Below are 20,115 nucleotides of genomic sequence, written 5' to 3' on the forward strand. Positions count from 1 at the left end.
GTGATCGGTTCGCAGTTTCGCCGGTCTTGGTTAAAGAGGTCTCAACGGGATCGGGATTCGAGGGAACAATGGCAGGCAAAAAAAAGCCGCTCGTGGTCATAACGCGCAAGCTGCCCGACCCGGTCGAGACCCGCATGCGCGAGCTGTTCGACGCCCGGTTGAATGTCGAGGACAGGCCGATGACGCAGCCGGAGCTGGTCGCGGCGGTCAAGGAAGCCGACGTGCTGGTGCCGACCGTGACCGATCGGATCGACGCGGCGCTGATCGCCCAGGCCGGCGAGAATCTGAAGCTGATCGCCAATTTCGGCAATGGCGTCGACAAGATCGACGTGGCGGCGGCGGCCAAGAAGGGCATCACCGTCACCAATACGCCCAACGTGCTGACCGAGGATACGGCCGACATGACGATGGCGCTGATGCTGGCGGTGCCGCGGCGGCTGGCGGAAGGCGCCAATGTGCTGACCGGCGACAAGAAATGGGCCGGCTGGTCGCCGACCTGGATGCTGGGCCGGCGTATCTGGGGCAAACGCCTCGGCATTGTCGGCATGGGCCGCATCGGCACCGCGGTTGCCAGGCGGGCCAAGGCTTTCGGTCTTTCGATTCACTACCACAACCGTCATCGCGTACTGCCGGCCGTCGAGGACGAGTTGGAAGCGACCTACTGGGAAAGCCTCGACCAGATGCTTGCCCGCATGGACATCATTTCGGTCAACTGTCCATCAACGCCGGCAACCTTCCACCTGCTTTCGGCGCGGCGGCTGGCGCTTATGCAACCGTCCGCTTACATCGTCAACACGGCGCGCGGCGATATCATCGACGAGGAATCGCTGGTCAAGCTGGTCCAGGACGGCAAGATCGCCGGTGCCGGCCTCGATGTCTACGAGCACGAGCCGGCGCTGAACCCGAAACTCTTGAAGCTCGCCGCCAAGGGCAAGGTCGTGCTTTTGCCGCATATGGGCTCGGCGACGCTCGAGGGCCGCATCGACATGGGCGAGAAGGTCATCATCAACATCCGTGCCTTTTTCGATGGTCACCGCCCGCCGGACCGCGTGCTGCCGTTACGGGCGTGATCGGCTGACAGCGCTTACTCATCTGCGATCAGCGCAGGCTTACGAAAGCACCTTGCGCATGGTGATCGAGGTCGCTCGGCTATAGCCGTCATGTGCCGTCCGATCCGTTTCGCGAAAGCCGAGGCGGGCGAAGGCCGCGTGATTTCCGGTCAGTTCGATCCGCGTCTGCAACTCGATCGCGCGCTTGTCTCGGCTGCGGGCAAGAGCTTCGGCAGCCTGCATCAGTCCCCTGCCGATACCTTGTCCCTGAAAGCCCGGGTCGACCGCCAACTTTCCGACGTAGAAATCCTCAGTCCGCTCCAGAACGAACACACAGCCAATGATTCTGCCGCCTTTCAGCGCCGCGAAGATTGTTTCCCGCCCGGCCTTGTCCCGGAGATCTTCCGCGGTAAGGCGATGCGCCGAGGATGGCGGATCGATGACGCCGTCCATCGTGGCAAAGGCACGCATGATCAGCGCCAGCACCTCGTCCCAACGACCGCAATCGGCCGGAAGCTGCGTGACTGCAACACCCGCGGTGCGGTCCATGGTCTAGTTCTTCTTGTAGCGGATCGTGTCGAAACGCGCGGCCAGTGCATCATAGAGCAGCAGCCGGCCGACGAGCGGCTCGCCGATGCCGGCGATCAGCTTGATCGCCTCCATAGCCTGCAATGTGCCGATCACCCCGGTCAGCGCGCCGAGCACGCCGGCGACGGCGCAGGACGGCACCAGTCCGGGCGGCGGCGCCTCGGGAAAAAGATCGCGATAGCTCGGATTCGGCCTGCCGTCGGTGCCGGTCTCGAACGGTATCAGCACCGTCACCGAGCCGTCGAAGCGGCCGACGGCGGCGTGCACCAATGGCCGTTTTTCCGCCGCGCAGGCGTCGGCCACGGCATAACGCGTCTCGAAATTGTCGGAGCCGTCGACGACAACATCATAGCGGGCGACGAGGGCAGGGGCGTTGTCCGCCGTCAGCCTGAAATTGTGCTCTTCCACGGTGACGTGGGGGTTGATACGGGCGATCGCCGCCTTGGCGCTTCCGGTTTTCGCCATGCCGACCGTGTCGGTGCCATGGATCACCTGCCTTTGCAGGTTTGACAGCGAGACGGCGTCGTCGTCGACGATGCCGAGCGTGCCGACGCCGGCGGCCGCCAGATATCCGAGCACTGGCGCACCCAGTCCGCCGGCGCCGATGATCAGAACCCGCGCACGTTTCAATTTTTGCTGGCCGGGCCCGCCGATTTCGGGCAGCACGATGTGGCGGGCATAGCGTTCGAGTTCTTGGTCGGTCAGAGAGGTCATCTGCAAACCTTACTGCGGTGCAAAAAACTTGTCAGGCGTCTTCCGTTGGCCCAACCATGCCGTGGTCGACCGTCAGGAACTGTGCCCGTCCCTTGATGCTGGAAAACAGCGCCGCGTCGGTTCCCGTCATGAAGGCCTGGCAGTTCAGCTCTTCCAGGATCGAAAACAGCGCGGCGCGCCGGCCGCTGTCGAGATGGGCTGCAATCTCGTCGAGCAGCAGGATCGGCGTCATGCCGGACATCTCGCCGGTCAGCCTTGCATGCGACAGCACGATGCCGACAAGCAGCGCCTTCTGTTCGCCGGTCGAGCAGAGTTCGGCCGGCATCGCCTTTGGCCGGTGCCGCACCACGAGATCCGAACGGTGCGGACCGTCGAGCGTGCGCCCGGCGGCGCGGTCGCGATCGCGGCCTTCGGCAAGGGCGCGGCGAAACCGTTCTTCGACATCGACAGCTGGCGAGTTGGCGAGTTGGCCTTCCAGTTCGCCGAACAGGCCGATATCGGCTTGCGGAAACGGACTGTCGCCTGGCAGCCTGTCGATCATGGCGGCGAGCAGGCGCACCAATTCGGCACGAGCCGCGGCAATCGCCACGCCGGTTTCGGCCATCTGCGTCTCGATCGCGTCGAACCATGCGCCGTCGCGCGAATTCTCCGTAAGCAATCGGTTACGGCCGCGCATCGCCTTTTCATAGTCGAGCGCGCGCTGGCCATGGCCGGGATCGATCGCCAGCACCAGGCGATCGAGGAAGCGCCGCCGGTCGGCGGCCGGGCCAGGAAAAAGGCCATCCATCGCCGGCGTCAGCCAGACGACGCGCAGCCATTCAAGCATGTCGTCGGCCGAGCGCGCTGCGGCGCCGTTGATCCGCACCCGCCGGCCGCCGTCGCCAGCGTTGTCGCCGCCCGAAATCCCGGTGCCGATCTCGACCGGGCCATCCGGCCCGTCGAGCCGGGCATGCAGCGCGAAGCCACCATCGCCGCCCTCGCGAGCCACATCGGCGTAAGGGGCGCGGCGCAGGCCACGTCCCGGCGTCAGCAGCGATATCGCTTCCAGGAGATTGGTCTTGCCTGCGCCGTTGTCGCCGGAAAACACCACGGCTCCGGGCGCGAGTTCGATCGACAGCGCGGCATAGTTGCGGAAATTAGTAAGTGTAAGCTTACTTATATAGGTTTGTTCCGGCAACCGCTATCCGCCTGTTATGCATGTCGCGCAAAAGCATGCCCACGGGTCTGACCCGAGGGTGTGGAGCGGTTTTGCGATAACGACATGCATAAAACAAGGATCTAAAGCGCATCGCATAAGGCCGGTCGAATGCGGCGCGCTTTTAGAAGTTGCCGCAATCATTGTCGTCTGGCGCGGCCGGATCACCGACGCAGCGCGGCTACACCCGCATCGGCATCAGCACATAGAGTGCGGTTTCGTCGGCCATGTCGTGGATCAGCGTCGGCGAACCGGCGTCCGCCAGCATGAATTTTGCCTCCGTGCCGGTCAGCTGGGCGGCGACGTCGAGCAGATATTTGGCGTTGAAACCGATCTCGATCGGATCGGATGAATAGTCCGCGGCCAGTTCCTCGGTGGCGCTGCCCGAATCCGGATTGTTGACCGCAAGCGTGACCTGCCCCTCGGCGATCGAAAGCTTCACGGCTCGGCCGCGTTCGGAAGAAATGGTCGAGACACGGTCGACGGCGGCGGCGAAACTCTGGCGGTCGATGATCAGCTTCTTGTCGTTGCCTGTCGGGATGACGCGCTGATAGTCCGGGAATGTGCCGTCGATCAGCTTCGACGTCAAAACCACGCTGCCGATGGTGAAGCGGATCTTGGTGTCGGACAATTCGGTGGTGACGGCGACATCGGGGTCGTCGACAAGCTTTTGCAGCTCGCTGACCGTTTTGCGCGGAATGATGATGCCCGGCATACCTTCGGATCCGGCCGGCGCATCGATCTCGGCGCGCGCCAGGCGATGGCCGTCGGTCGCAACCGAGCGCAGCTTCAGCTTGCCGCCGGCCTCATGCGTGTGCAGATAGATGCCGTTGAGATAGTAGCGCGTCTCTTCGGTCGAGATGGCGAACTGGGTCTTCTCGATCAGTCCCCTCAGCGCCACCGAATCCAGCCGGAAGATATGCGAAAACGATCCGGCCGAAAGCTCAGGGAAATCGGACTGCGGCAGGCATTGGAGCCGGAAGCTCGAGCGGCCCGAGGTCACGGTCATGGCGTTGCCGTCCTCGTCGGTCTTCAGCATGACCTCCGCTCCATCGGCCAGCTTGCGCACGATGTCGTAGAGCAGGTGCGCCGGGACCGTCGTCGCGCCACCGCGCTCGACCTTGGCGGGCGTGGCTTCGGTCACCTCCAGATCGAGGTCGGTCGCCTTCATTTCGAGAGTGGCGCCTTCGGCGCTCAACAGCACGTTCGACAGGATCGGTATGGTGTTGCGCCGCTCGACCACGCGGTGAACGTGATTGAGCGACTTCAGGAGATTTGACCGTTCCAGGATAACACGCATGACGAAACAGGCTCGCTTGAATGAATGAACGGGTCTCCGGCAAGCGGCTCCCCGCGAAAGGTCTGAACAGGCTCAGAATCTGCACAAACTGACAGGAAAAACCCCGCAAACGCAAGCCCGCGCTACCGGTTCGGGCCGGTTACGCGGGCTTTCTGGGGATAAAGCCTGCCAATGCATGTCGCGCAAAAGTGTGCGGCGATTTTGCGACGACGACATGCATGAAAACAAACGCATGTCGCGCAAAAGTGTGCGGCGGTTTTGCGACGACGACATGCATGAAAACAGAGATCTCAAGCGCGTCGCATGAACCAACCAAACGCGACGCGCTTTCGTTCTTTGGAGCCGATCAAGCCTGATCGTTGATCAGTCTTCTCAGCAATTCGAGCTCCTGCGCCAGCGTGTTGTCGACGCCCGAGAGATCCTCGATCTTGCGCACGGCATGCAGCACCGTCGTATGATCGCGGCCGCCGAAACGCCGGCCTATCTCCGGCAAGGAGCGTGGCGTCATCACTTTCGAAAGATACATGGCGACCTGACGCGGCTTGACGATGGTGCGCGTGCGCCGGTTGGACAAGAGTTCGGTCTTCGACACATTGTAGTGGCGCGCCACGATGCGCTGGATGTCCTCGATGCGCACCCGCTTGGGTTCGCCCGAACGATAGATGTGGCCGAGAATCTCGTCGATACGGTCGATGGTAATCTGCGGTTCGAAGGACTGGCGAAACAGAAGCTGGTTGAACGCGCCTTCGAGTTCGCGCCCGCTGCCGGTCACCGTGCGGGCGACATGGTTGAGGATCTCCTCGGAAATGTCGAGCGAGGCGTCATCGGCCTTGGCAGTGGCAAGACGCAGCTTGAGCATGCCGATGCGCATGGCGAAATCCGGCGCCGACATTTCGAGCGCGACGCCGCCATTGAGGCGTGAGCGGACGCGCGGCTCCAGCGATTCCAACTCCGACGGTGGCCGGTCGGCGGCAACCACCACCTGCTTGGCACTGTCGAGCAACATATTGATAAGGTGGCAGAATTCGTGCTGGATCGATTTGCCCTGCAGGAACTGCATGTCATCGATGATGAGGAGATCGATGTCGCGCAACTGTTCCTTCAGCGTCAGCGCGTTGTTGTCACGGATCGCGGTGGCGAAGCGCCACATGAAATATTCGGCTGTGAGATAGACGACGCGCGATTTCGGATTCTGCTTCAACGATTCCGCTGCGATCGCCTGCAAAAGGTGCGTCTTGCCGAGCCCGACCGTCGCATGGAGAAAGAGTGGATTGAAGCGCACCGCGCTCGATTGCGATTCCGCCACCGCTTTGGCGGCGGCGAACGCCACCCGGTTCGACGGTCCCTCGATGAAGGAGCCGAACGTGTAGCGCGGGTCTAGCGGGGAACCGAGCACATTGTGCCTGAACTCGGTCTCGGTCGGCATGCCTGGGCGAGGTGTCGGTGCACGCTCGACCCTGCCTGGACTTGCCGTTCCGGCGGCCAGCGCCGTCTGCGCCTGCCTTGTCATCTTGCGCGCCGGCGCCGCTTCGGGCTCGACGCCATTGCGCCCCGGGCGGGTAGCGTTGCGCACGACGATCTCAATCTTGAGGATTTCGGGATCCTCGTGTTTCCAGAGCTCGGCGATGAGGTCGAGGTAGTGGCCGTTGATCCACGAGCGCAGGAAGGCGGTGGGCACGGAGATACGGACAATCCCCCGGGAAGCCTCGGCGACCTTCATGCGTCCGAACCAGCTCGAATAAACCTCGGTTCCCAGACGCGCCTTCAACTGGGCCTTCACCCGGTCGAACTTCTGTTCCGCGTCGTTGGAAGCCGACATGTCGTCCCCTCCGATCAAGGTTCCAGGAAATGGGAGGTCGCTCGTAAGCTCCCTTTCGATGCCGCTCTGCATGATAGAGTTCCTTGTCCTTTTGTACCTTATTTCCGCCGGGGATACGCCTCCTGCATCCATGTTTCCGGCGACCGTGTCTTCGCTGCGACATCATCACCGCCGCCGGCAATGATGTCGTCTCGTTGCCAAGGGACCGGCGCCGACCTCTGAAGAGTCAGCCCGCTTTGGTCATGCCAAGGCAAAGCAATTCCACCCGGCGAAAACGCCGGCGCGTCGTTGACCTGCCATGTACAGTTACGCCAGTCCCCTACCGCATCGAAAGACAAACCAAACCCGTGCGCGGAAACGATCCACGTCATGAATTCCGCCATTTTCAGCTGGCCGATTCAGGCTGGGTTCAAGGGCCAATGGCCCGTCCCTCTCGATAGGGAGACATTAACGAAATCGTTGTGGATAGGGCAAGGCCACGACTAACGGATTTTTAAGGAATCTGGTTAGCACAGGCGGGTCAGGGCGCTATACTGCAACCGCACATTTTGACAAAGCCATTGTGATTCAAACCCTTTTCCGGCGAATATGAAAAAGGCCGCACCGCGCGAAATTTTCTGAAATAATTTCCTTGACAGCCAATTGTCCACGATCCCCCGCCTGCGATGTGAACAAGCTGTGGACGACCACCTGTAACGATTTGAAATAATTAGATAATTTATGACAGCCTATATTTTATAGGCAGGCCTCTTTCGAGGACTCGAACATCAGCGGACATGTATATGCCGGCAAAGCATTTGGGACTTTGAAATCCACTCGCAGTGTCGTTTGCGGGCTTTCCTTTTTAAGTACTTGCCGGCAAACGAAAAAACCCGGCGCGATCGGCCGGGCTTGAAGAAGACAAGTTTAGGAAAGGTATATTAGGCCGACAGCACTTTAAGGCGCTGGGCGAGTCGCGACACCTTGCGGGATGCCGTATTCTTGTGCACCACGCCCTTGGTCGCGGCGCGCATCAGTTCCGGCTCCGCTATTTTGAAGGCAGCCTGCGCGGCAGCCTTGTCGCCCGAAGCGAGCGCCTCTTCGACCTGACGGACATAGGTCCGCACGCGCGAGCGGCGGTTCTTGTTGATCGCTGCGCGGCGGGCGATCTTGCGCGTTGCCTTTTTGGCCGAGGAGGTGTTGGCCATGATGCCTCTCTTCTGATCTGGTGGGCGCTCGCGGGATGCCGCAGGGCGCAAAAAACAAACGGGCAGCCACGCGGCCGCCTCGGTTGGAGCGGCTTATAGTTCAGCTTTTCCGGCGCGTCAACGCCGCTTCGCTCTTTTTGGCCGGCAATGCCGGGGTCCTAGCGGTTGGTGAAATTCGGCTTCCGCTTTTCGGCAAAGGCCGCCATGCCTTCCTTCTGGTCGTCGAGCGCAAACAAGGAGTGAAACAGGCGGCGTTCGAACCGCAACCCTTCGGCCAGTGTCGTTTCAAAGGCCCGGTTGACGGCCTCCTTGGCCATCATCACCGACGGCAACGAAAAATCAGCAATCTTGGCTGCCGCCTTCAGCGCTTCCTCGATCAACTCGCCGGCAGGCACGACGCGTGACACCAGGCCGCAACGCTCGGCCTCCGCCGCATCCATCATCCGTCCGGTCAGGCACATGTCCATCGCCTTCGACTTGCCGACGAAGCGGGTCAGGCGCTGCGATCCGCCCATGCCCGGCATGACGCCAAGCGTGATTTCGGGCTGTCCGAACTTGGCATTGTCGGCGGCGATGATGAAATCGCACATCATCGCCAGTTCGCAGCCGCCCCCGAGCGCGTAGCCGGCAACCGCCGCGATGATGGGCTTTCGCGTCCGCGTGAGCTCTTCCCAACCGACGAAGAAGTCCTGCACGTAGGCGTCGACAAAGGAGATCGCCTGCATTTCCTTGATGTCGGCGCCAGCGGCAAAGGCCTTCTCGGAACCGGTGATGACCATGGCGCCGATATCGGGGTTCGCGCCGAATCCGTTCACAGCCGCCACCACCTCCTTCAGAACTTCGGAGTTCAGCGCGTTGAGCGCCTTCGGCCGGTTCAGCGTGATCAGCCCGACCTTGCCGCGCGTTTCCACAATGATGGTCTCATAGGCCATGGCTTCGCCTCCTCGTTCCAGGCAATCGGTGAATGTCGATCGGTCCTAGCTTACCCCTGGCAGGTCCGGCAATAGAAGGTCGAGCGTCCGCTTTGCACGATGCGCTCGATATGGCCGCCGCAACCAGGCCTGGAGCAGGGTTCGCCTTCCCGATCGTAGACCGCGAACGAATGCTGGAAATAACCCAGTGAGCCATCGGTCTGCATATAGTCGCGCAGCGACGATCCCCCGGCGGCGATCGCATCGGCAATAACCGAACGGATCGCCGCGGCGAGGCGTTCAGCCTGCTCACCAGCCTTCTTCCCGGCCTTGGCGATGGTGCCTGCTTCGCGCAGCGGCGACAGGCCGGCGCGCCACAGCGCTTCCGATACGTAGATGTTGCCGAGCCCGGCGATCAGCCGCTGGTCGAGCAGTGCTGCTTTCAGTGGCGACTTGCGGCCTTTCAGCAGCGAGGCGAGCAGCGCGCCATCCAGCGCATTGCCCGTCGGCTCGACACCCAGCCCCGCCAGCATCGGGTGTGTGTCGGGCGCCCCTTCCGCAAACAACATGAAACCAAATCGGCGCGGGTCGTTGAAGATCACGCGCGATCGGCCGCCTTCCGGCGAGACGACATCGAACACGACATGATCATGCGCGGCGCTTTTTGAACGCTCGTGATAGAACACGCCCGGCAGGTCGCTGCTGTCGGCCGTTTCGATGCGGAACGAACCCGACATGCCGAGATGGCAGATCAGCACCGGACCGCCGTCCAGATGCATCGTCAGGTATTTGGCCCGGCGGCCGAGCGCCGTGATCGTCTTGCCGGTCAGCCGCTCCGAAAATCTCTCCGGAAACGGAAATCTGAGGTCTGCTCGGCGCGCCTCGACGCCGGCGATGCGTGCGCCTTCCAGCACCGGCTGCAGGCCGCGGCGGACCGTTTCGACTTCCGGCAGCTCAGGCATGGGCGCCTATCGTTGCATGGAAGGAGGTACCGTGGCGGCCGCGCGCCAGCCCGAGATGCTCGGCGACGGTTTCACCGATGTCGGCGAAGGTTGTTCGCAACCCGATATCGCCGCCCTTCAACCCCGGTCCGGTGCCGATCACCGGAATGCGTTCGCGCGTGTGGTCGGTGCCGCGCCATGTCGGATCATTGCCATGGTCCGCGGTGAGGATGAGCAGGTCGCCCTGCTTCAATTTGGCCAGTGCTTCGGGCAGGCGCCGGTCGAAGGCCTCGAGTGCCGCCGCATAGCCGGCGACGTCGCGTCGGTGGCCGAACTCGGTGTCGAAATCGACGAAATTGGCAAAGACGAGATCACCCTCGCCGGCGTCGTCGATCGCGCCCAGTGCCTTGTCGAACATCGCCATATTGCCGGCAGCCTTGCGCACCTCCGAGATGCCGCGATGGGCGAAGATGTCGCCAATCTTGCCGACCGCGATGACCCGGCTGCCGCGCGCCGTCAGCCGGTCGAGCAAGGTCGGTTCCGGCGGCGGCACGGCGTAGTCGCGGCGGTTGTGCGTCCGTTCGAAGCTGCCCGCGTTTTCCCCGATGAACGGCCGTGCGATGACACGGCCGATGTTCAGCGGATCGACCAGCCTGCGCACCATCTTGCAGAATTCGTAGAGCCGCTCCAGGCCAAAGTGAGTTTCATGGGCGGCGATCTGCAGCACCGAATCGACGGAGGTGTAGCAAATCGGCTTGCCGGTGCGGATGTGCTCCTCGCCGAACCGCTCGATGATCTCGGTGCCCGGGGCGTGGCAATTGCCGAGAATGCCCGGCACCTTTCCTTCCCGGATGATTGCTTCGGTCAGTTCGGCTGGAAACGCAGGGACCGTGTCCGGGAAATAGCCCCAGTCGAAGCGGATCGGCAGGGCGGCGATTTCCCAATGGCCCGACGGCGTGTCCTTGCCGCTGGAGACTTCCTGCGCCGCCCCATGAAAGGCCGTCGCCTGCGGCAACTCGCCATTGCCGAGTTTCAGCCCGGTCGCGGTCTCGGCCGCACGGGCAAGCCCGAGCGAGAACATGTTGGGTACGGCGAGTGGTCCCTTGCGCAAGCCTTCACGATCCGCGCGGCCTTCCGCGCAGGCGATGGCGATGTGGCCGAATGTATTGGCGCCGGCGTCGCCATAGCGCTCGGCGTCGGCTGCGCCGCCGATGCCGAAGGAATCGAGAACGAAAAGGAAGGCGCGCGCCATTATCAGGAATTCATTATTCTCTGTCTGTTGGCCAAGACATAGGGGGCCGCGCCGCCATTGGCAATTCGGAAACCAAACGGCAACGGCATGGCGCGATAGTTGAGACACAGCGATTGCCGAATGGCATGGCTCGATGGAAATGCGGCGGGGAAACACATGAAACATGCCTTGAAGGCCTCCACTGCCATCCTGGCGCTGCTTGGCGCTTCATGGCCCGGCCCGGCGCGCGCCGACTGGCGGGATGATATTGGTACGTTTCGCATCGGCATCGTCGCCGAATCCGGCGCCGGCAACAGCGTTCCGGGTCTGGCTCTGTTGACGGACGCCTACACCAAGGCGCTTGGCATGAAGGTGGAGTTCGTCGTTGCCCGCGACTATGCGGCGCTGATCGAGGCGCAGGCCGATGCCCGCATCGAATATGCGGTCTATTCGGCGACCGCCTACGCCACCGCGTCGGAACGCTGCGGCTGCGTCGAACCTCTCGTGGCGCCGGTCGATTCCGACGGCGCCGTCGGCATCCGATCGGTTCTGCTGACGCGGGATGACAAGGTTCCCGGTCTGGCGGCGATGGCAGGGCACCGTATCGTCATGGCGCCCTCGGACAGCATCGGCGGCTCGCTCTTGCCGCTTGCAGGATTGGCCGCTGAAGGCGTCAAGGTCGCCGAGGACGCGCCGTTTCTGACGCACGCCAGTTCGGCTGCGGCGGCCGAAGCAATGCTGGTCGATGGCGAGGCCGATGCCCTGTTTGGCTGGATACCGTCAGCGGCCGACGACAGGCCGGGTATTGCGGGTGGCACCGTCGCCAGGCTGGAAGCGGCAGGACTTTCGAAGACGGCGCTTCAGGTCGTGTGGAAGTCCGGCCTGCTGCGATATGGGCCCCATGCGGTTCGCAGCGACCTCGACCCCGAGGCCAAGCGGCGGCTCACCGTGTTCCTCACCAACCTCAGATCGATATCGCCGGATATCTACGATCTTCTGGAAGCGAAACATTCCGGCGGGTTCACCGTTGCCCGTCCGCAGGATTACGCAATGGCCGCGGCTGTCGTGCGCCTGGTGTCAGGCAGCGACCATCAACGATAGTGCATATTGCTCAAACGGTTGCTTCAGCAGTCGCTGCAGGAGATCGTCGGGCTCCTGCGTGCCCTGAGAAAGTAGGTTTCACCCATAGTTATGTTGGCGAAGGCGGCGGTCAATCCAAGTGGCTTCGCCTTCTCGGCCGTCCATGCGATGATCGGCTCATAGCCGAGCTCGCTTTCGACCCGGATGAGGAAAGTGCCCTTGACGTTAAGCGCTGGTGGAACCGTCGTGATGGAGGCCTTCGCCGCGTCGGCGCTGAAGGCGCCATTGACCATCTTGCGCGACCAGACAACCTGCACCTTCGGCGTCGTATCGCTCGTGACCTCTATCGCGGTGATGATGATTTTCGGGGTCGAGCGGTTATAGGGCTGAAGAGTGGAATTGCCGATCTGCATGATCGCATCGAGTTGGGCCTTGCTGACGGACTGCTGCTGGGTGACGAGATCGGCCACCATGCTGCCGATGCGGCTGACCTTCTTGCTGGTCTCGATGGCCTGCGAGGCTTCCATGGTCATGAAGTACATGATCAGCAGGACAGGCACGATCAAGGCAAACTCGACGGCCGCGATACCGCGGCGGTCGCAGCAAAACCGGATTGCTCTCGTACAGAAGCCCGTGATGCCCAGATGTGCCCCCGCACGAACCATGCCCTTGTCCTTTTTTGCTCGCACGACGGTGCAATTCTCAGTTGTCGAACGGCTCGTTCTGCCAGGTAATCGACGCGAAATGCAGCGTCTTGCCGCCTTCCAGATTGGCCATCGAACTGGCCATCAAATCGGTCATGACAGGCCATTTGTAGAAAACCCGCAGCATGTTTATTGATTCAGCCGGGCCCGGGGATACCGTAAAAGTCGTTGGAGTCGTGCCCGTCAGCACGATCTTGCGGTCCTGGATCTTGAAGCCCGCGGCCGCGGCTGCGGCGAAGGTATCGTATTTGCGCAGATCCACCTCCAATCCGGGACAGTCTTTGGCAACCATGATCTCCAACCGGCTGCAGATCATGGCCTTCAGCGTGGCCTCGTTCATGTCGGCCTGCTTTTCCTGGCCCGTCCGCAGCCGGCGTGCGACGTCGTCGGTGGCGTTGGCCATCACCTCTTGCCCCGCAAAGGAAATGCAGCTCTCCAGTATGGCGAAGACCAGTAGGGCGAACGGAATGGCAAGGATCGCGAATTCCAGCGCCGTGCTGCCGCGCCGGTCGCGGACGAAGCGTCCGAAAAAACCTGTTCGCCCTGCTTTGCCCATACTCTGTTCCTGCCGATCCTGACGCGGTGTCGGGAGGATCATTAGCGGAAATGCATTGAGGTCCAGTTTGGATGGTCGATAAATTCTGCGGAAGGATTTTAACCGGCCGGTAACCGAAGCGACATGTCAGCGAGATGAAGAAGAGACTAGTCCGTTCGCCTACCGGCCGGCATTCATTTCGGCTTCGGAGGTCTTCTCCGCTTCGCTCTTGTAGGAGCTTTCGCAATATGGCGCGCAGGACATGGTCTGCACTTCGGCGCGTCGGTAGATGCGCACCGACGACGCGGCCTGCCGCACGACGGTGATCTGCTCGTCGACGATCGGGCTGCCGTCCTGATCGAGGACAACCAGGTTGGTGACGCCGAAGCCCTTGCCTGTCAGCACGATCGTCGATGCATCCTGCACGGAAGCGTCGGCGATAGCCGGATTGCCGACGACGACGGTGTCCGCGGGGCGCGACAATTTGACGATCTTGGCCTGGTTCATCGTGACCTCGATGCCGGCGCCGGCCTTGGCCGGCACGACAAAGGCCGCGGCCGCCAGAAACGCGGCAATCGAAAATGACGATCTCGGCCTGGTCATTGAAGCGCTCCACGGCGACAAACTGCTCAACGGAATATGAAGGAGATTGGTGAACCAACGGTTAAGCGAATGGGAACTCCCGAAGGTGCCGGGGAAAAACCTTGTGATCCGCTTGCTCGGCCGGATCGCCGGGTTCAAATCCCGAAACCCGGTCCCTTGGGGCCGGTGATCTGCTTTTCAGCGCCTTGGCCTTACTTTAGCTGATGGTTAACCACACAATGCCCAGGAAGCTCGAAAGGAATCGGTAAGGCTGTTTATTAAGCCGATCGAAAGAGCTTCTCCATAGATTGGCAGCATCCGATCAACCACCAAGAGAAGTTGACGGAATTGCTGTAACACGTGGAGTAGGAGTTCCCGATGTCTAATCTCGTTGCACGTTTTGTGAAGGACGAATCCGGCGCGACCGCTATCGAATACGGTCTGATCGCCGCTCTCATCGCGCTCGCCATCATGGTCGGCGCCGGCTCGCTGGGTACCGCGCTGAACGCGAAGTTCACCAACGTCGCCGAAACGCTTAATAGCACCAACTAAAGACGTCTCGTCGTCTTCCAGAGCAAGGGCCGCCTCGTTGGCGGCCCTTTTTCGCTGTGCCGGTCGTTTTTTCAGTTGGCCACCTCATCAATCGTTAATCCAACTTGCCTAGGCTGGGGGCCAGTTACAGTTTGACCCTGGGTACACCCGGATAGTTGACCATGGGCGCCGCGCCGATGCTTGAAGCCTTGATCTTCGTCGTCTTCCCGTTCTGCATGCTTTTCGCCGCGATCTCCGACATGCTGTCGATGACGATCGCCAATCGCGTGCCGGTGCTGCTTGTAGTTGTCTTTGCGCTGGTCGCGCCGTTGACGGGCATGGACTGGGCGACCTATGGCTGGCATTTCGCCGCCGGCGGCCTCGTTCTCGCCGTGACGTTCGGTCTGTTTGCGCTCGGCGGCATGGGCGGTGGCGACGCCAAATTGTTGGCCGCCACCGCCATCTGGATGGGGCTGAACATCCATCTCGTCGAATATCTCGTGGCCTCGACATTCATCGGCGGCCTGCTGACGCTTGCCATTCTCGTCTATCGGAAATCGCCGCTCGCGGCCATTACGAGCCACAACCCATTTTTGCGCCACTTCGCGGACGAGAAGACCGGCGTTCCCTATGGCATCGCGCTTGGCATTGGCGGGCTGCTCACCTTTCCGGCTTCGCCGTTGATGGCGTGGGCTCTCGCAAGGCTGGCGGCCTAGCTTCTTTTCCAGGATGTGTTCGCCAGAGGCGGCTTGGCCGCCTCTTTCTTCGTGCCATGCCAGAGGCGGCTTGGCCGCCTCTTTCTTCGTGCCATGCCAGAGGCGGCTTGGCCGCCTCTTTCTTCGTGCCATGCCAGAGGCGGCTTGGCCGCCTTTTTGCCTGCCAGGCCGGATCGCTCTAATTTATGTAAACCTTAAATTAATCACGATCGTAAGCATTACATTAACCTTGTTTTGACGATTGCCGCTGCAATGTCCGGCTTGGCTACGTGGTTTGCCAAGGGCGAGGTTCGGACAGATGCCAGCATCCCGACTGATCATTCTAGGCGTGGCGGTGGCTGCGGCGGGTGGCGCAGGCTATGTTGCGAAAAACATGGTGGCGGCTCCTCCGCCGCAAATCGTCGAGTCCGGGCCCCAGGCGCCGGCGATCGCGCTGCAGGACGTCCTTGTCCTGTCCGGCGATGTTACGATGGGAAGCCAGCTCGAGAACAACATCAGTTGGCAGTCCTGGCCGGCTAACGGGATCAACGCGAATTTCATCACGCGCGCCGCCGAGCCGGAAGCGCTGGAGAAGTTGAAAGGCGCAGTCGCCCGTGTGGCGATGTATGCCGGTGAGCCGCTGCGGCGCTCCAAGCTGGTCGGCGAGGGACAAAGCTTCATGTCGTCGATCCTGCCCTCTGGCATGCGGGCTGTCGCGACAACCATATCGGCCGACACGTCGGCAGGCGGCTTCATCCTCCCCAACGACTTCGTCGACGTTATCATGACCCGCAGAGCCGATGCCGCCAACGGCGCGCCCGCTGGCTTCACGACCGAAACCATTCTCAAGAACATCCGCATCCTGGCGATCGACCAGACCATCCAGGAAGACGAGGAAGGCAAGAAGACCAGGGTCGGCCAGACCGCCACGCTGGAATTGACGCCGCAACAGGCGGAGATCATCACCGTCGCCCAGCAGATGGCGGATCGCCTGACCTTGGCGCTGCGGTCGATCACCGACACCCAGGAGAAGAATCTGGGCGAGGCCGATTATCTTGTTTCCGGTAATGGGCGGCGCGGAACGGTGCGATTGATCAAGTCGGGCGAAGTTTCCGAAGTGGGGACAAGGAAATGAGGCTAAACGGCAAACTACCGGTCACCCTGGCTGCGGCAATCGGCCTTCTCCTTGCAACGAATACGCATGGCCTCGTCGAGGCGAATGCGGCGGGTAGGAATGCCGAGGTGACGGCTTCGACCGCCACCCAGCGCGTCAAGCTCGGATTGAACAAATCGGTGGTCATCGACCTGCCGAGCGACGCCTATGACATTCTCGTCGCCAATCCGGCGGTCGCCGACGCGGTGACGCGCACCGCCAGGCGCATCTATCTGTTCGGAAAGCAGGTTGGCGAGACCAACATCTTCGTCTTCGGCCCCAATGGCGAACAGATCGCCAGCCTGGATCTGTCGATCGAACGCGACGTGGCAGGCCTGGAAGACTATATAAAGCGCTTCATCCCGTCGTCTCAGGTCAAAGTCGAGTTGCTGAACGACAACGTCGTTCTGACCGGGACCGTTGACACCCCGCTGGATGCCAAGCGTGCCGCCGATTTGGCCGACATATTCGTGTCCGGCGGCGAAGCGACCACGGGCCAGTATTCGCAGACCGCTGCCGGCGGCTCGGCCGACGCTGGCGTCGCCATCGACAATCCGGATGCCGAGCGCCGCGTCAGCCAGATTGTCAACCTGTTGCAGATCATTGGCGACGACCAGGTGACGCTGAAGGTAACGGTCGCCGAAGTCAGCCGCTCGGTGATGAAGCAGCTCGGCGTCAACATGATCGGCAGCGGCAGCGCGAATGGCATCAGCTACGGCGCGCTAAGTTCGCCCAATTACGGATTGGGCAAGCCAATTTCGGCGAATTCAGTCTTGAGACTGGGCGACGGGCTGGGAAATGGACTTCAGGCCTATATCAACGCGATGGAACAAAGCGGCGTCATGAAGACGCTTGCCGAACCGACTCTCACTGCCGTTTCGGGCGAGAAGGCAACGTTCAAGGTCGGCGGTGAATTCAATCTTATCACAGCCCGAACGAACAACGTTTCAAACGACAACCAAACGGGCCAGGTTACCTACTCCAACGAAAAGCTCGAATATGGCATTGGGCTTGAATTCCAGCCGGTGGTGCTCTCGGCGGGCCGCATCAGTCTCAAGGTGAGGACGTCGGTTTCGGAACCCACGTCGGAGGGCGCAACAACGCTCGAAGGGGGCGGCGACCTGCCCGGTCTCACTTTGATGTCAATCCGCAAACGCCTCGCGGACACCACCGTTGAACTGCCTTCTGGCGGTTCGATGATGATCGCCGGTCTCGTTCGCGATGACGTTCGTCAGGGGGTATCGGGATTGCCCGGCCTGACCAAGATACCGGTGCTCGGCACGCTCTTCCGCAGCAGGGATTTTGTCCGCAACGAGACCGAGCTCGTCATCATCATCACGCCCTATCTGGTAAAGCCGGTGGCGCGCAACGATCTCGCCAAGCCGGACGACAATTTCAACGCCGCCAGCGATGGCGCCGCCATGTTCCTTGGCCGCGTCAATCGCGTCTACGGCACCATGCAGACCGACAGACCTAATGGCCGCTATCACGGCGTTGTCGGCTTCATCTACAAGTAAGCGGGGAAGCGGATATGTCTCAGTCAGCATCGAAGGCAAGGACGATCACCGCGGCGGTGTGGTCCGGCTATTTGCGAGCCTATCGGCCAGCCGTCCCGGTGCTGGCGGTCGCGGTCGCGGCATTGCTGGCCGGTTGCGCCGACCTCAGGCGCGACAGCATCACGGTCGGCGCTGTTCCGGATGATTATCGCACCACCCATCCGATCGTGATCGCGGAGAAGAACGAGAAGATCGACCTCCCGGTCGGCGCCGGCGACCGCGGCATGACCCGCTCTCAGAGGGACACGCTGCTGGGCTTCCTCGACGGCTATGACAAGAGCGCCGCTCCCACCCTGACCATAGCGATCCCGAGCGGCTCGGCAAACGAAATCGCCGCCACCGCTGCCGGCCGCGATTTCGCCAGGCTGGCGATTGCCAGCGGCATCAGCCGCAACCGGATCGTCATGACCACCTATCAGTCGGTTTCGGCCGAAGCGTCCGCGCCGATCCGCGTCGCCTATGTCTCGGTGAAGGCCCAGACCGACAAATGCGGACGCTGGCCCGAAGACTTGCTGCAAACGTCGGAAAACAAGCACTATGCCGATTTCGGTTGCTCGTATCAGAACAATCTTGCCGCCCAGATGTCCAATCCGGCCGATCTGCTCGGGCCGCGCAAGCAGACGCCCATCGACGCGGAGAATCGGAGCGCGGTGATCGACGTCTACCGTGACAGGGCCATTTCGGGCGAATTCCTCGGCAATTCGGAAGTGGATTACTAATGCATGTTGCCCAACGTGCTCAGTGGTTTTGGGATGATGATATGCATGAAACTGAGATTCAGGCGCGCCGTGTAAATCCCGTCAAACGCGGTGCGCTGTAGGCTGCGCCAGTCACGGAAAGAGATGACAATGAGCAATCTTGCTTACGAAACCGGGGTGGATGGCGGCGAAACCTCGCAGCAGGACATCGCCGCTATGCAGGCCTTGCGGCCGATCCCGCGCATCTCGATCCAGGCATTTTGCGAGACCGATGGTGTTGCCAATCCGGTCGAGCGCGCCGGCGAGGACCGCCGCATGGCCAAGGCCCATCTGAAGGTCCATATGGGGGGCATCCCGACCGCCATAGAATTCTACCAATCGGCGCCGACGCCGAACCTGATCCTGCTGGAATCACGCAGCGAGCCGAAGCAGCTGCTGGAACAACTCACGCAGCTCTCCGAATATTGCGATCCGACCTCGAAGGTCGTCGTCATCGGCCACTACAACGATGTCGGCCTCTACCGCGAGCTCATCCGTTCCGGCATTTCGGAATATGTCATCGCGCCGGTGTCGATGGCCGATATCGTCAGCGTGATATCGTCGATCTTCGTCGATCCGGAAGCCGAGCCGATCGGCCGCTCGATCGCCTTCATCGGCGCCAAGGGCGGCGTCGGCTCCTCGACCATCGCCCACAATGTGGCCTGGGCGATGTCGTCCCTGTTCAAGTCGGAAGTGCTCGTCGCCGATCTCGATCTCGCTTTCGGCACCGCCAACATCAATTTCGATCAGGATCCGGCCCAGGGCATTGCCGAGGCGGTCTTTTCACCGGAACGTATCGACGAGGTCTATCTCGACCGGCTGCTTGCTCAATGCGCCGAGCACCTGTCGCTGCTTGCAGCGCCTTCAACGCTCGACCGCGTCTACGATTTCGATCCCGACGCCTTCACGCAGCTTGTCGACATCGCCCAGCGCAGCGTGCCGCTTCTGGTGCTCGATGTCCCGCATATCTGGACGGGCTGGACCAAGAACACGCTGACCAAGGCCGACGAAATCGTCATCACGGCGACGCCGGAACTGGCCAATCTGCGCAACACCAAGAACCTGGTCGACATGTTCAAAAGGCTTCGCCCGAACGATCCGCCGCCGAAGCTGATCATCAATCAGACTGGCGTGCCGAAGCGTCCGGAGATCGCGTCGTCCGATTTCGCCGACTCGCTCGGCATCTCGCCAATGTCGGTCATTCCTTTCGAGCCTCTGCTGTTCGGAAACGCCGCCAACAATGGGCGCATGCTCGGTGAAATGGATGCCAAGAATCCGGTCGTCGGCATGGTCAACGAGATTGCGCATGTGCTGACCGGGCGCAGCGAAATCAAGGCGAGAAAGAAAGCGGGCCTTGGCAATCTCCTCGGCAAGTTCTCGCGCAACAAGAAATGATGTTTCCGTGGCGAAATTGGTAGTCGATCATGTTTGGTAAGAGAGGCAGTGACGACGGCAGCCGGTTCACGCCGGAATTCCGTCAGCCGGCACCTGCGCCTGCCGCTCCGGTGCCGGCAAACCCGTCGGAAGCGGCGGTTCTTGCCAAGCCCACGCCGCCGCCGTCCGGCGCGCCGGCACCGGCACCGGCGCAGGCGCCCGCGCCCGCGCCC

The 20,115-nt window shown here is 61.7% G+C and carries 21 protein-coding genes and 1 pseudogene; 9 read left to right on the top strand and 13 right to left on the bottom strand.

What is annotated here, in order from left to right:
* Nucleotides 1-68: 68 nt before the first annotated feature.
* On the top strand, nt 69-1,070 hold the full coding sequence (locus tag C9427_RS12385) for a 2-hydroxyacid dehydrogenase (protein ID WP_107649446.1): 1,002 nt from the start codon (nt 69-71) through the stop codon (nt 1,068-1,070).
* Nucleotides 1,071-1,109: 39 nt separating this feature from the next.
* On the opposite strand, the gene C9427_RS12390 is transcribed toward C9427_RS12385, so the two are convergent.
* From C9427_RS12390 to C9427_RS12435, 10 genes are all read right to left on the bottom strand, one after another.
* Nucleotides 1,110-1,598, bottom strand: coding sequence for a GNAT family N-acetyltransferase (locus C9427_RS12390; protein ID WP_107649447.1), 489 nt, complete (start codon nt 1,596-1,598; stop codon nt 1,110-1,112).
* Nucleotides 1,599-1,601: 3 nt separating this feature from the next.
* Nucleotides 1,602-2,351, bottom strand: coding sequence for a molybdopterin-synthase adenylyltransferase MoeB (locus C9427_RS12395; RefSeq protein WP_167434327.1), 750 nt, complete (start codon nt 2,349-2,351; stop codon nt 1,602-1,604).
* A gap of 31 nt (nt 2,352-2,382) precedes the next feature.
* The gene (gene recF, locus C9427_RS12400) at nt 2,383-3,528 is read right to left on the bottom strand and encodes a DNA replication/repair protein RecF (RefSeq protein WP_107649449.1); all 1,146 of its coding nucleotides are present in this window, start codon (nt 3,526-3,528) and stop codon (nt 2,383-2,385) included.
* 199 nt (nt 3,529-3,727) lie between these two features.
* Nucleotides 3,728-4,846, bottom strand: coding sequence for a DNA polymerase III subunit beta (gene dnaN, locus C9427_RS12405; protein ID WP_097574385.1), 1,119 nt, complete (start codon nt 4,844-4,846; stop codon nt 3,728-3,730).
* 346 nt (nt 4,847-5,192) lie between these two features.
* On the bottom strand, nt 5,193-6,737 hold the full coding sequence (gene dnaA, locus C9427_RS12410) for a chromosomal replication initiator protein DnaA (RefSeq protein WP_107649450.1): 1,545 nt from the start codon (nt 6,735-6,737) through the stop codon (nt 5,193-5,195).
* Between the two features lie 26 nt (nt 6,738-6,763).
* Nucleotides 6,764-7,048 (bottom strand): hypothetical protein, encoded by a 285-nt coding sequence (locus tag C9427_RS12415; RefSeq protein ID WP_107649451.1) that lies wholly within the window; start codon nt 7,046-7,048, stop codon nt 6,764-6,766.
* 537 nt (nt 7,049-7,585) lie between these two features.
* On the bottom strand, nt 7,586-7,852 hold the full coding sequence (gene rpsT / locus C9427_RS12420; protein ID WP_008872206.1) for a 30S ribosomal protein S20: 267 nt from the start codon (nt 7,850-7,852) through the stop codon (nt 7,586-7,588).
* Nucleotides 7,853-8,010: 158 nt separating this feature from the next.
* The gene (locus C9427_RS12425) at nt 8,011-8,784 is read right to left on the bottom strand and encodes an enoyl-CoA hydratase (protein ID WP_107649452.1); all 774 of its coding nucleotides are present in this window, start codon (nt 8,782-8,784) and stop codon (nt 8,011-8,013) included.
* A 50-nt stretch (nt 8,785-8,834) separates the two neighbouring features.
* A complete protein-coding gene (gene mutM / locus C9427_RS12430; protein ID WP_107649453.1) occupies nt 8,835-9,725 on the bottom strand; it encodes a bifunctional DNA-formamidopyrimidine glycosylase/DNA-(apurinic or apyrimidinic site) lyase in 891 nt (296 codons plus the stop codon).
* Nucleotides 9,718-10,956: a phosphopentomutase gene (locus C9427_RS12435; RefSeq protein WP_107649454.1), complete on the bottom strand. Its 1,239-nt coding sequence runs from the start codon at nt 10,954-10,956 to the stop codon at nt 9,718-9,720. The genes mutM and C9427_RS12435 overlap by 8 nt, the downstream gene beginning before the upstream one ends.
* Before the next feature lie 156 nt (nt 10,957-11,112).
* Between C9427_RS12435 and C9427_RS12440 the strand changes: the two genes are divergently transcribed.
* Nucleotides 11,113-12,036, top strand: coding sequence for a phosphate/phosphite/phosphonate ABC transporter substrate-binding protein (locus tag C9427_RS12440; RefSeq protein ID WP_107649480.1), 924 nt, complete (start codon nt 11,113-11,115; stop codon nt 12,034-12,036).
* A gap of 23 nt (nt 12,037-12,059) precedes the next feature.
* On the opposite strand, the gene C9427_RS12445 is transcribed toward C9427_RS12440, so the two are convergent.
* From C9427_RS12445 to C9427_RS12455, 3 genes are all read right to left on the bottom strand, one after another.
* The gene (locus tag C9427_RS12445) at nt 12,060-12,680 is read right to left on the bottom strand and encodes a TadE/TadG family type IV pilus assembly protein (RefSeq protein ID WP_107649455.1); all 621 of its coding nucleotides are present in this window, start codon (nt 12,678-12,680) and stop codon (nt 12,060-12,062) included.
* A gap of 37 nt (nt 12,681-12,717) precedes the next feature.
* Complete coding sequence (locus C9427_RS12450; protein WP_097574396.1) at nt 12,718-13,275, bottom strand: TadE/TadG family type IV pilus assembly protein; 558 nt, start codon at nt 13,273-13,275, stop codon at nt 12,718-12,720.
* Between the two features lie 159 nt (nt 13,276-13,434).
* On the bottom strand, nt 13,435-13,857 hold the full coding sequence (locus C9427_RS12455; protein ID WP_107649456.1) for a pilus assembly protein N-terminal domain-containing protein: 423 nt from the start codon (nt 13,855-13,857) through the stop codon (nt 13,435-13,437).
* Between the two features lie 357 nt (nt 13,858-14,214).
* On the opposite strand from C9427_RS12455, the gene C9427_RS12460 reads away from it, so the two are divergent.
* The 7 genes and pseudogenes from C9427_RS12460 to C9427_RS12490 form a co-directional block, all read left to right on the top strand.
* The gene (locus tag C9427_RS12460) at nt 14,215-14,388 is read left to right on the top strand and encodes a Flp family type IVb pilin (RefSeq protein WP_107649457.1); all 174 of its coding nucleotides are present in this window, start codon (nt 14,215-14,217) and stop codon (nt 14,386-14,388) included.
* 176 nt (nt 14,389-14,564) lie between these two features.
* The gene (locus C9427_RS12465) at nt 14,565-15,083 is read left to right on the top strand and encodes an A24 family peptidase (protein WP_097574432.1); all 519 of its coding nucleotides are present in this window, start codon (nt 14,565-14,567) and stop codon (nt 15,081-15,083) included.
* Nucleotides 15,084-15,381: 298 nt separating this feature from the next.
* Entirely contained in the window at nt 15,382-16,197 is an 816-nt protein-coding gene (gene cpaB / locus C9427_RS12470; RefSeq protein ID WP_107649458.1) for a Flp pilus assembly protein CpaB, read from the top strand.
* Complete coding sequence (locus C9427_RS12475; RefSeq protein WP_107649459.1) at nt 16,194-17,732, top strand: type II and III secretion system protein family protein; 1,539 nt, start codon at nt 16,194-16,196, stop codon at nt 17,730-17,732. The genes cpaB and C9427_RS12475 overlap by 4 nt, the downstream gene beginning before the upstream one ends.
* Before the next feature lie 14 nt (nt 17,733-17,746).
* Nucleotides 17,747-18,490 carry a CpaD family pilus assembly protein gene (locus C9427_RS12480; RefSeq protein ID WP_107649460.1) on the top strand — a complete coding sequence of 248 codons (744 nt, stop codon included), beginning with the start codon at nt 17,747-17,749 and terminating at the stop codon, nt 18,488-18,490.
* 129 nt (nt 18,491-18,619) lie between these two features.
* The gene (locus C9427_RS12485) at nt 18,620-19,903 is read left to right on the top strand and encodes a CpaE/TadZ family protein (protein WP_208636364.1); all 1,284 of its coding nucleotides are present in this window, start codon (nt 18,620-18,622) and stop codon (nt 19,901-19,903) included.
* A 29-nt stretch (nt 19,904-19,932) separates the two neighbouring features.
* Nucleotides 19,933-20,115, top strand: a pseudogene (locus C9427_RS12490) (CpaF family protein); the annotation flags it as partial.

Origin of the sequence: Mesorhizobium helmanticense, from assembly GCF_003034915.1 — a bacterium.
Lineage (GTDB): Bacteria > Pseudomonadota > Alphaproteobacteria > Rhizobiales > Rhizobiaceae > Mesorhizobium > Mesorhizobium helmanticense.

Excerpts from the sequence above, each read along its gene's own strand:
- dnaA (WP_107649450.1), bottom strand. The coding sequence starts at position 6,737 with ATGCAGAGCGGCATCGAAAGGGAGCTTACGAGCGACCTCCCATTTCCT.
- C9427_RS12465 (WP_097574432.1), top strand. The coding sequence starts at position 14,565 with ATGCTTGAAGCCTTGATCTTCGTCGTCTTCCCGTTCTGCATGCTTTTC.
- C9427_RS12440 (WP_107649480.1), top strand. The coding sequence starts at position 11,113 with ATGAAACATGCCTTGAAGGCCTCCACTGCCATCCTGGCGCTGCTTGGC.
- rpsT (WP_008872206.1), bottom strand. The coding sequence starts at position 7,852 with ATGGCCAACACCTCCTCGGCCAAAAAGGCAACGCGCAAGATCGCCCGC.
- C9427_RS12455 (WP_107649456.1), bottom strand. The coding sequence starts at position 13,857 with ATGACCAGGCCGAGATCGTCATTTTCGATTGCCGCGTTTCTGGCGGCC.
- C9427_RS12460 (WP_107649457.1), top strand. The coding sequence starts at position 14,215 with ATGTCTAATCTCGTTGCACGTTTTGTGAAGGACGAATCCGGCGCGACC.
- C9427_RS12445 (WP_107649455.1), bottom strand. The coding sequence starts at position 12,680 with ATGGTTCGTGCGGGGGCACATCTGGGCATCACGGGCTTCTGTACGAGA.
- C9427_RS12385 (WP_107649446.1), top strand. The coding sequence starts at position 69 with ATGGCAGGCAAAAAAAAGCCGCTCGTGGTCATAACGCGCAAGCTGCCC.
- C9427_RS12435 (WP_107649454.1), bottom strand. The coding sequence starts at position 10,956 with ATGGCGCGCGCCTTCCTTTTCGTTCTCGATTCCTTCGGCATCGGCGGC.
- C9427_RS12415 (WP_107649451.1), bottom strand. The coding sequence starts at position 7,048 with ATGGCGGAATTCATGACGTGGATCGTTTCCGCGCACGGGTTTGGTTTG.
- C9427_RS12390 (WP_107649447.1), bottom strand. The coding sequence starts at position 1,598 with ATGGACCGCACCGCGGGTGTTGCAGTCACGCAGCTTCCGGCCGATTGC.
- mutM (WP_107649453.1), bottom strand. The coding sequence starts at position 9,725 with ATGCCTGAGCTGCCGGAAGTCGAAACGGTCCGCCGCGGCCTGCAGCCG.
- C9427_RS12450 (WP_097574396.1), bottom strand. The coding sequence starts at position 13,275 with ATGGGCAAAGCAGGGCGAACAGGTTTTTTCGGACGCTTCGTCCGCGAC.
- cpaB (WP_107649458.1), top strand. The coding sequence starts at position 15,382 with ATGCCAGCATCCCGACTGATCATTCTAGGCGTGGCGGTGGCTGCGGCG.
- C9427_RS12480 (WP_107649460.1), top strand. The coding sequence starts at position 17,747 with ATGTCTCAGTCAGCATCGAAGGCAAGGACGATCACCGCGGCGGTGTGG.
- C9427_RS12475 (WP_107649459.1), top strand. The coding sequence starts at position 16,194 with ATGAGGCTAAACGGCAAACTACCGGTCACCCTGGCTGCGGCAATCGGC.
- C9427_RS12425 (WP_107649452.1), bottom strand. The coding sequence starts at position 8,784 with ATGGCCTATGAGACCATCATTGTGGAAACGCGCGGCAAGGTCGGGCTG.
- C9427_RS12395 (WP_167434327.1), bottom strand. The coding sequence starts at position 2,351 with ATGACCTCTCTGACCGACCAAGAACTCGAACGCTATGCCCGCCACATC.
- dnaN (WP_097574385.1), bottom strand. The coding sequence starts at position 4,846 with ATGCGTGTTATCCTGGAACGGTCAAATCTCCTGAAGTCGCTCAATCAC.
- C9427_RS12485 (WP_208636364.1), top strand. The coding sequence starts at position 18,620 with ATGAGCAATCTTGCTTACGAAACCGGGGTGGATGGCGGCGAAACCTCG.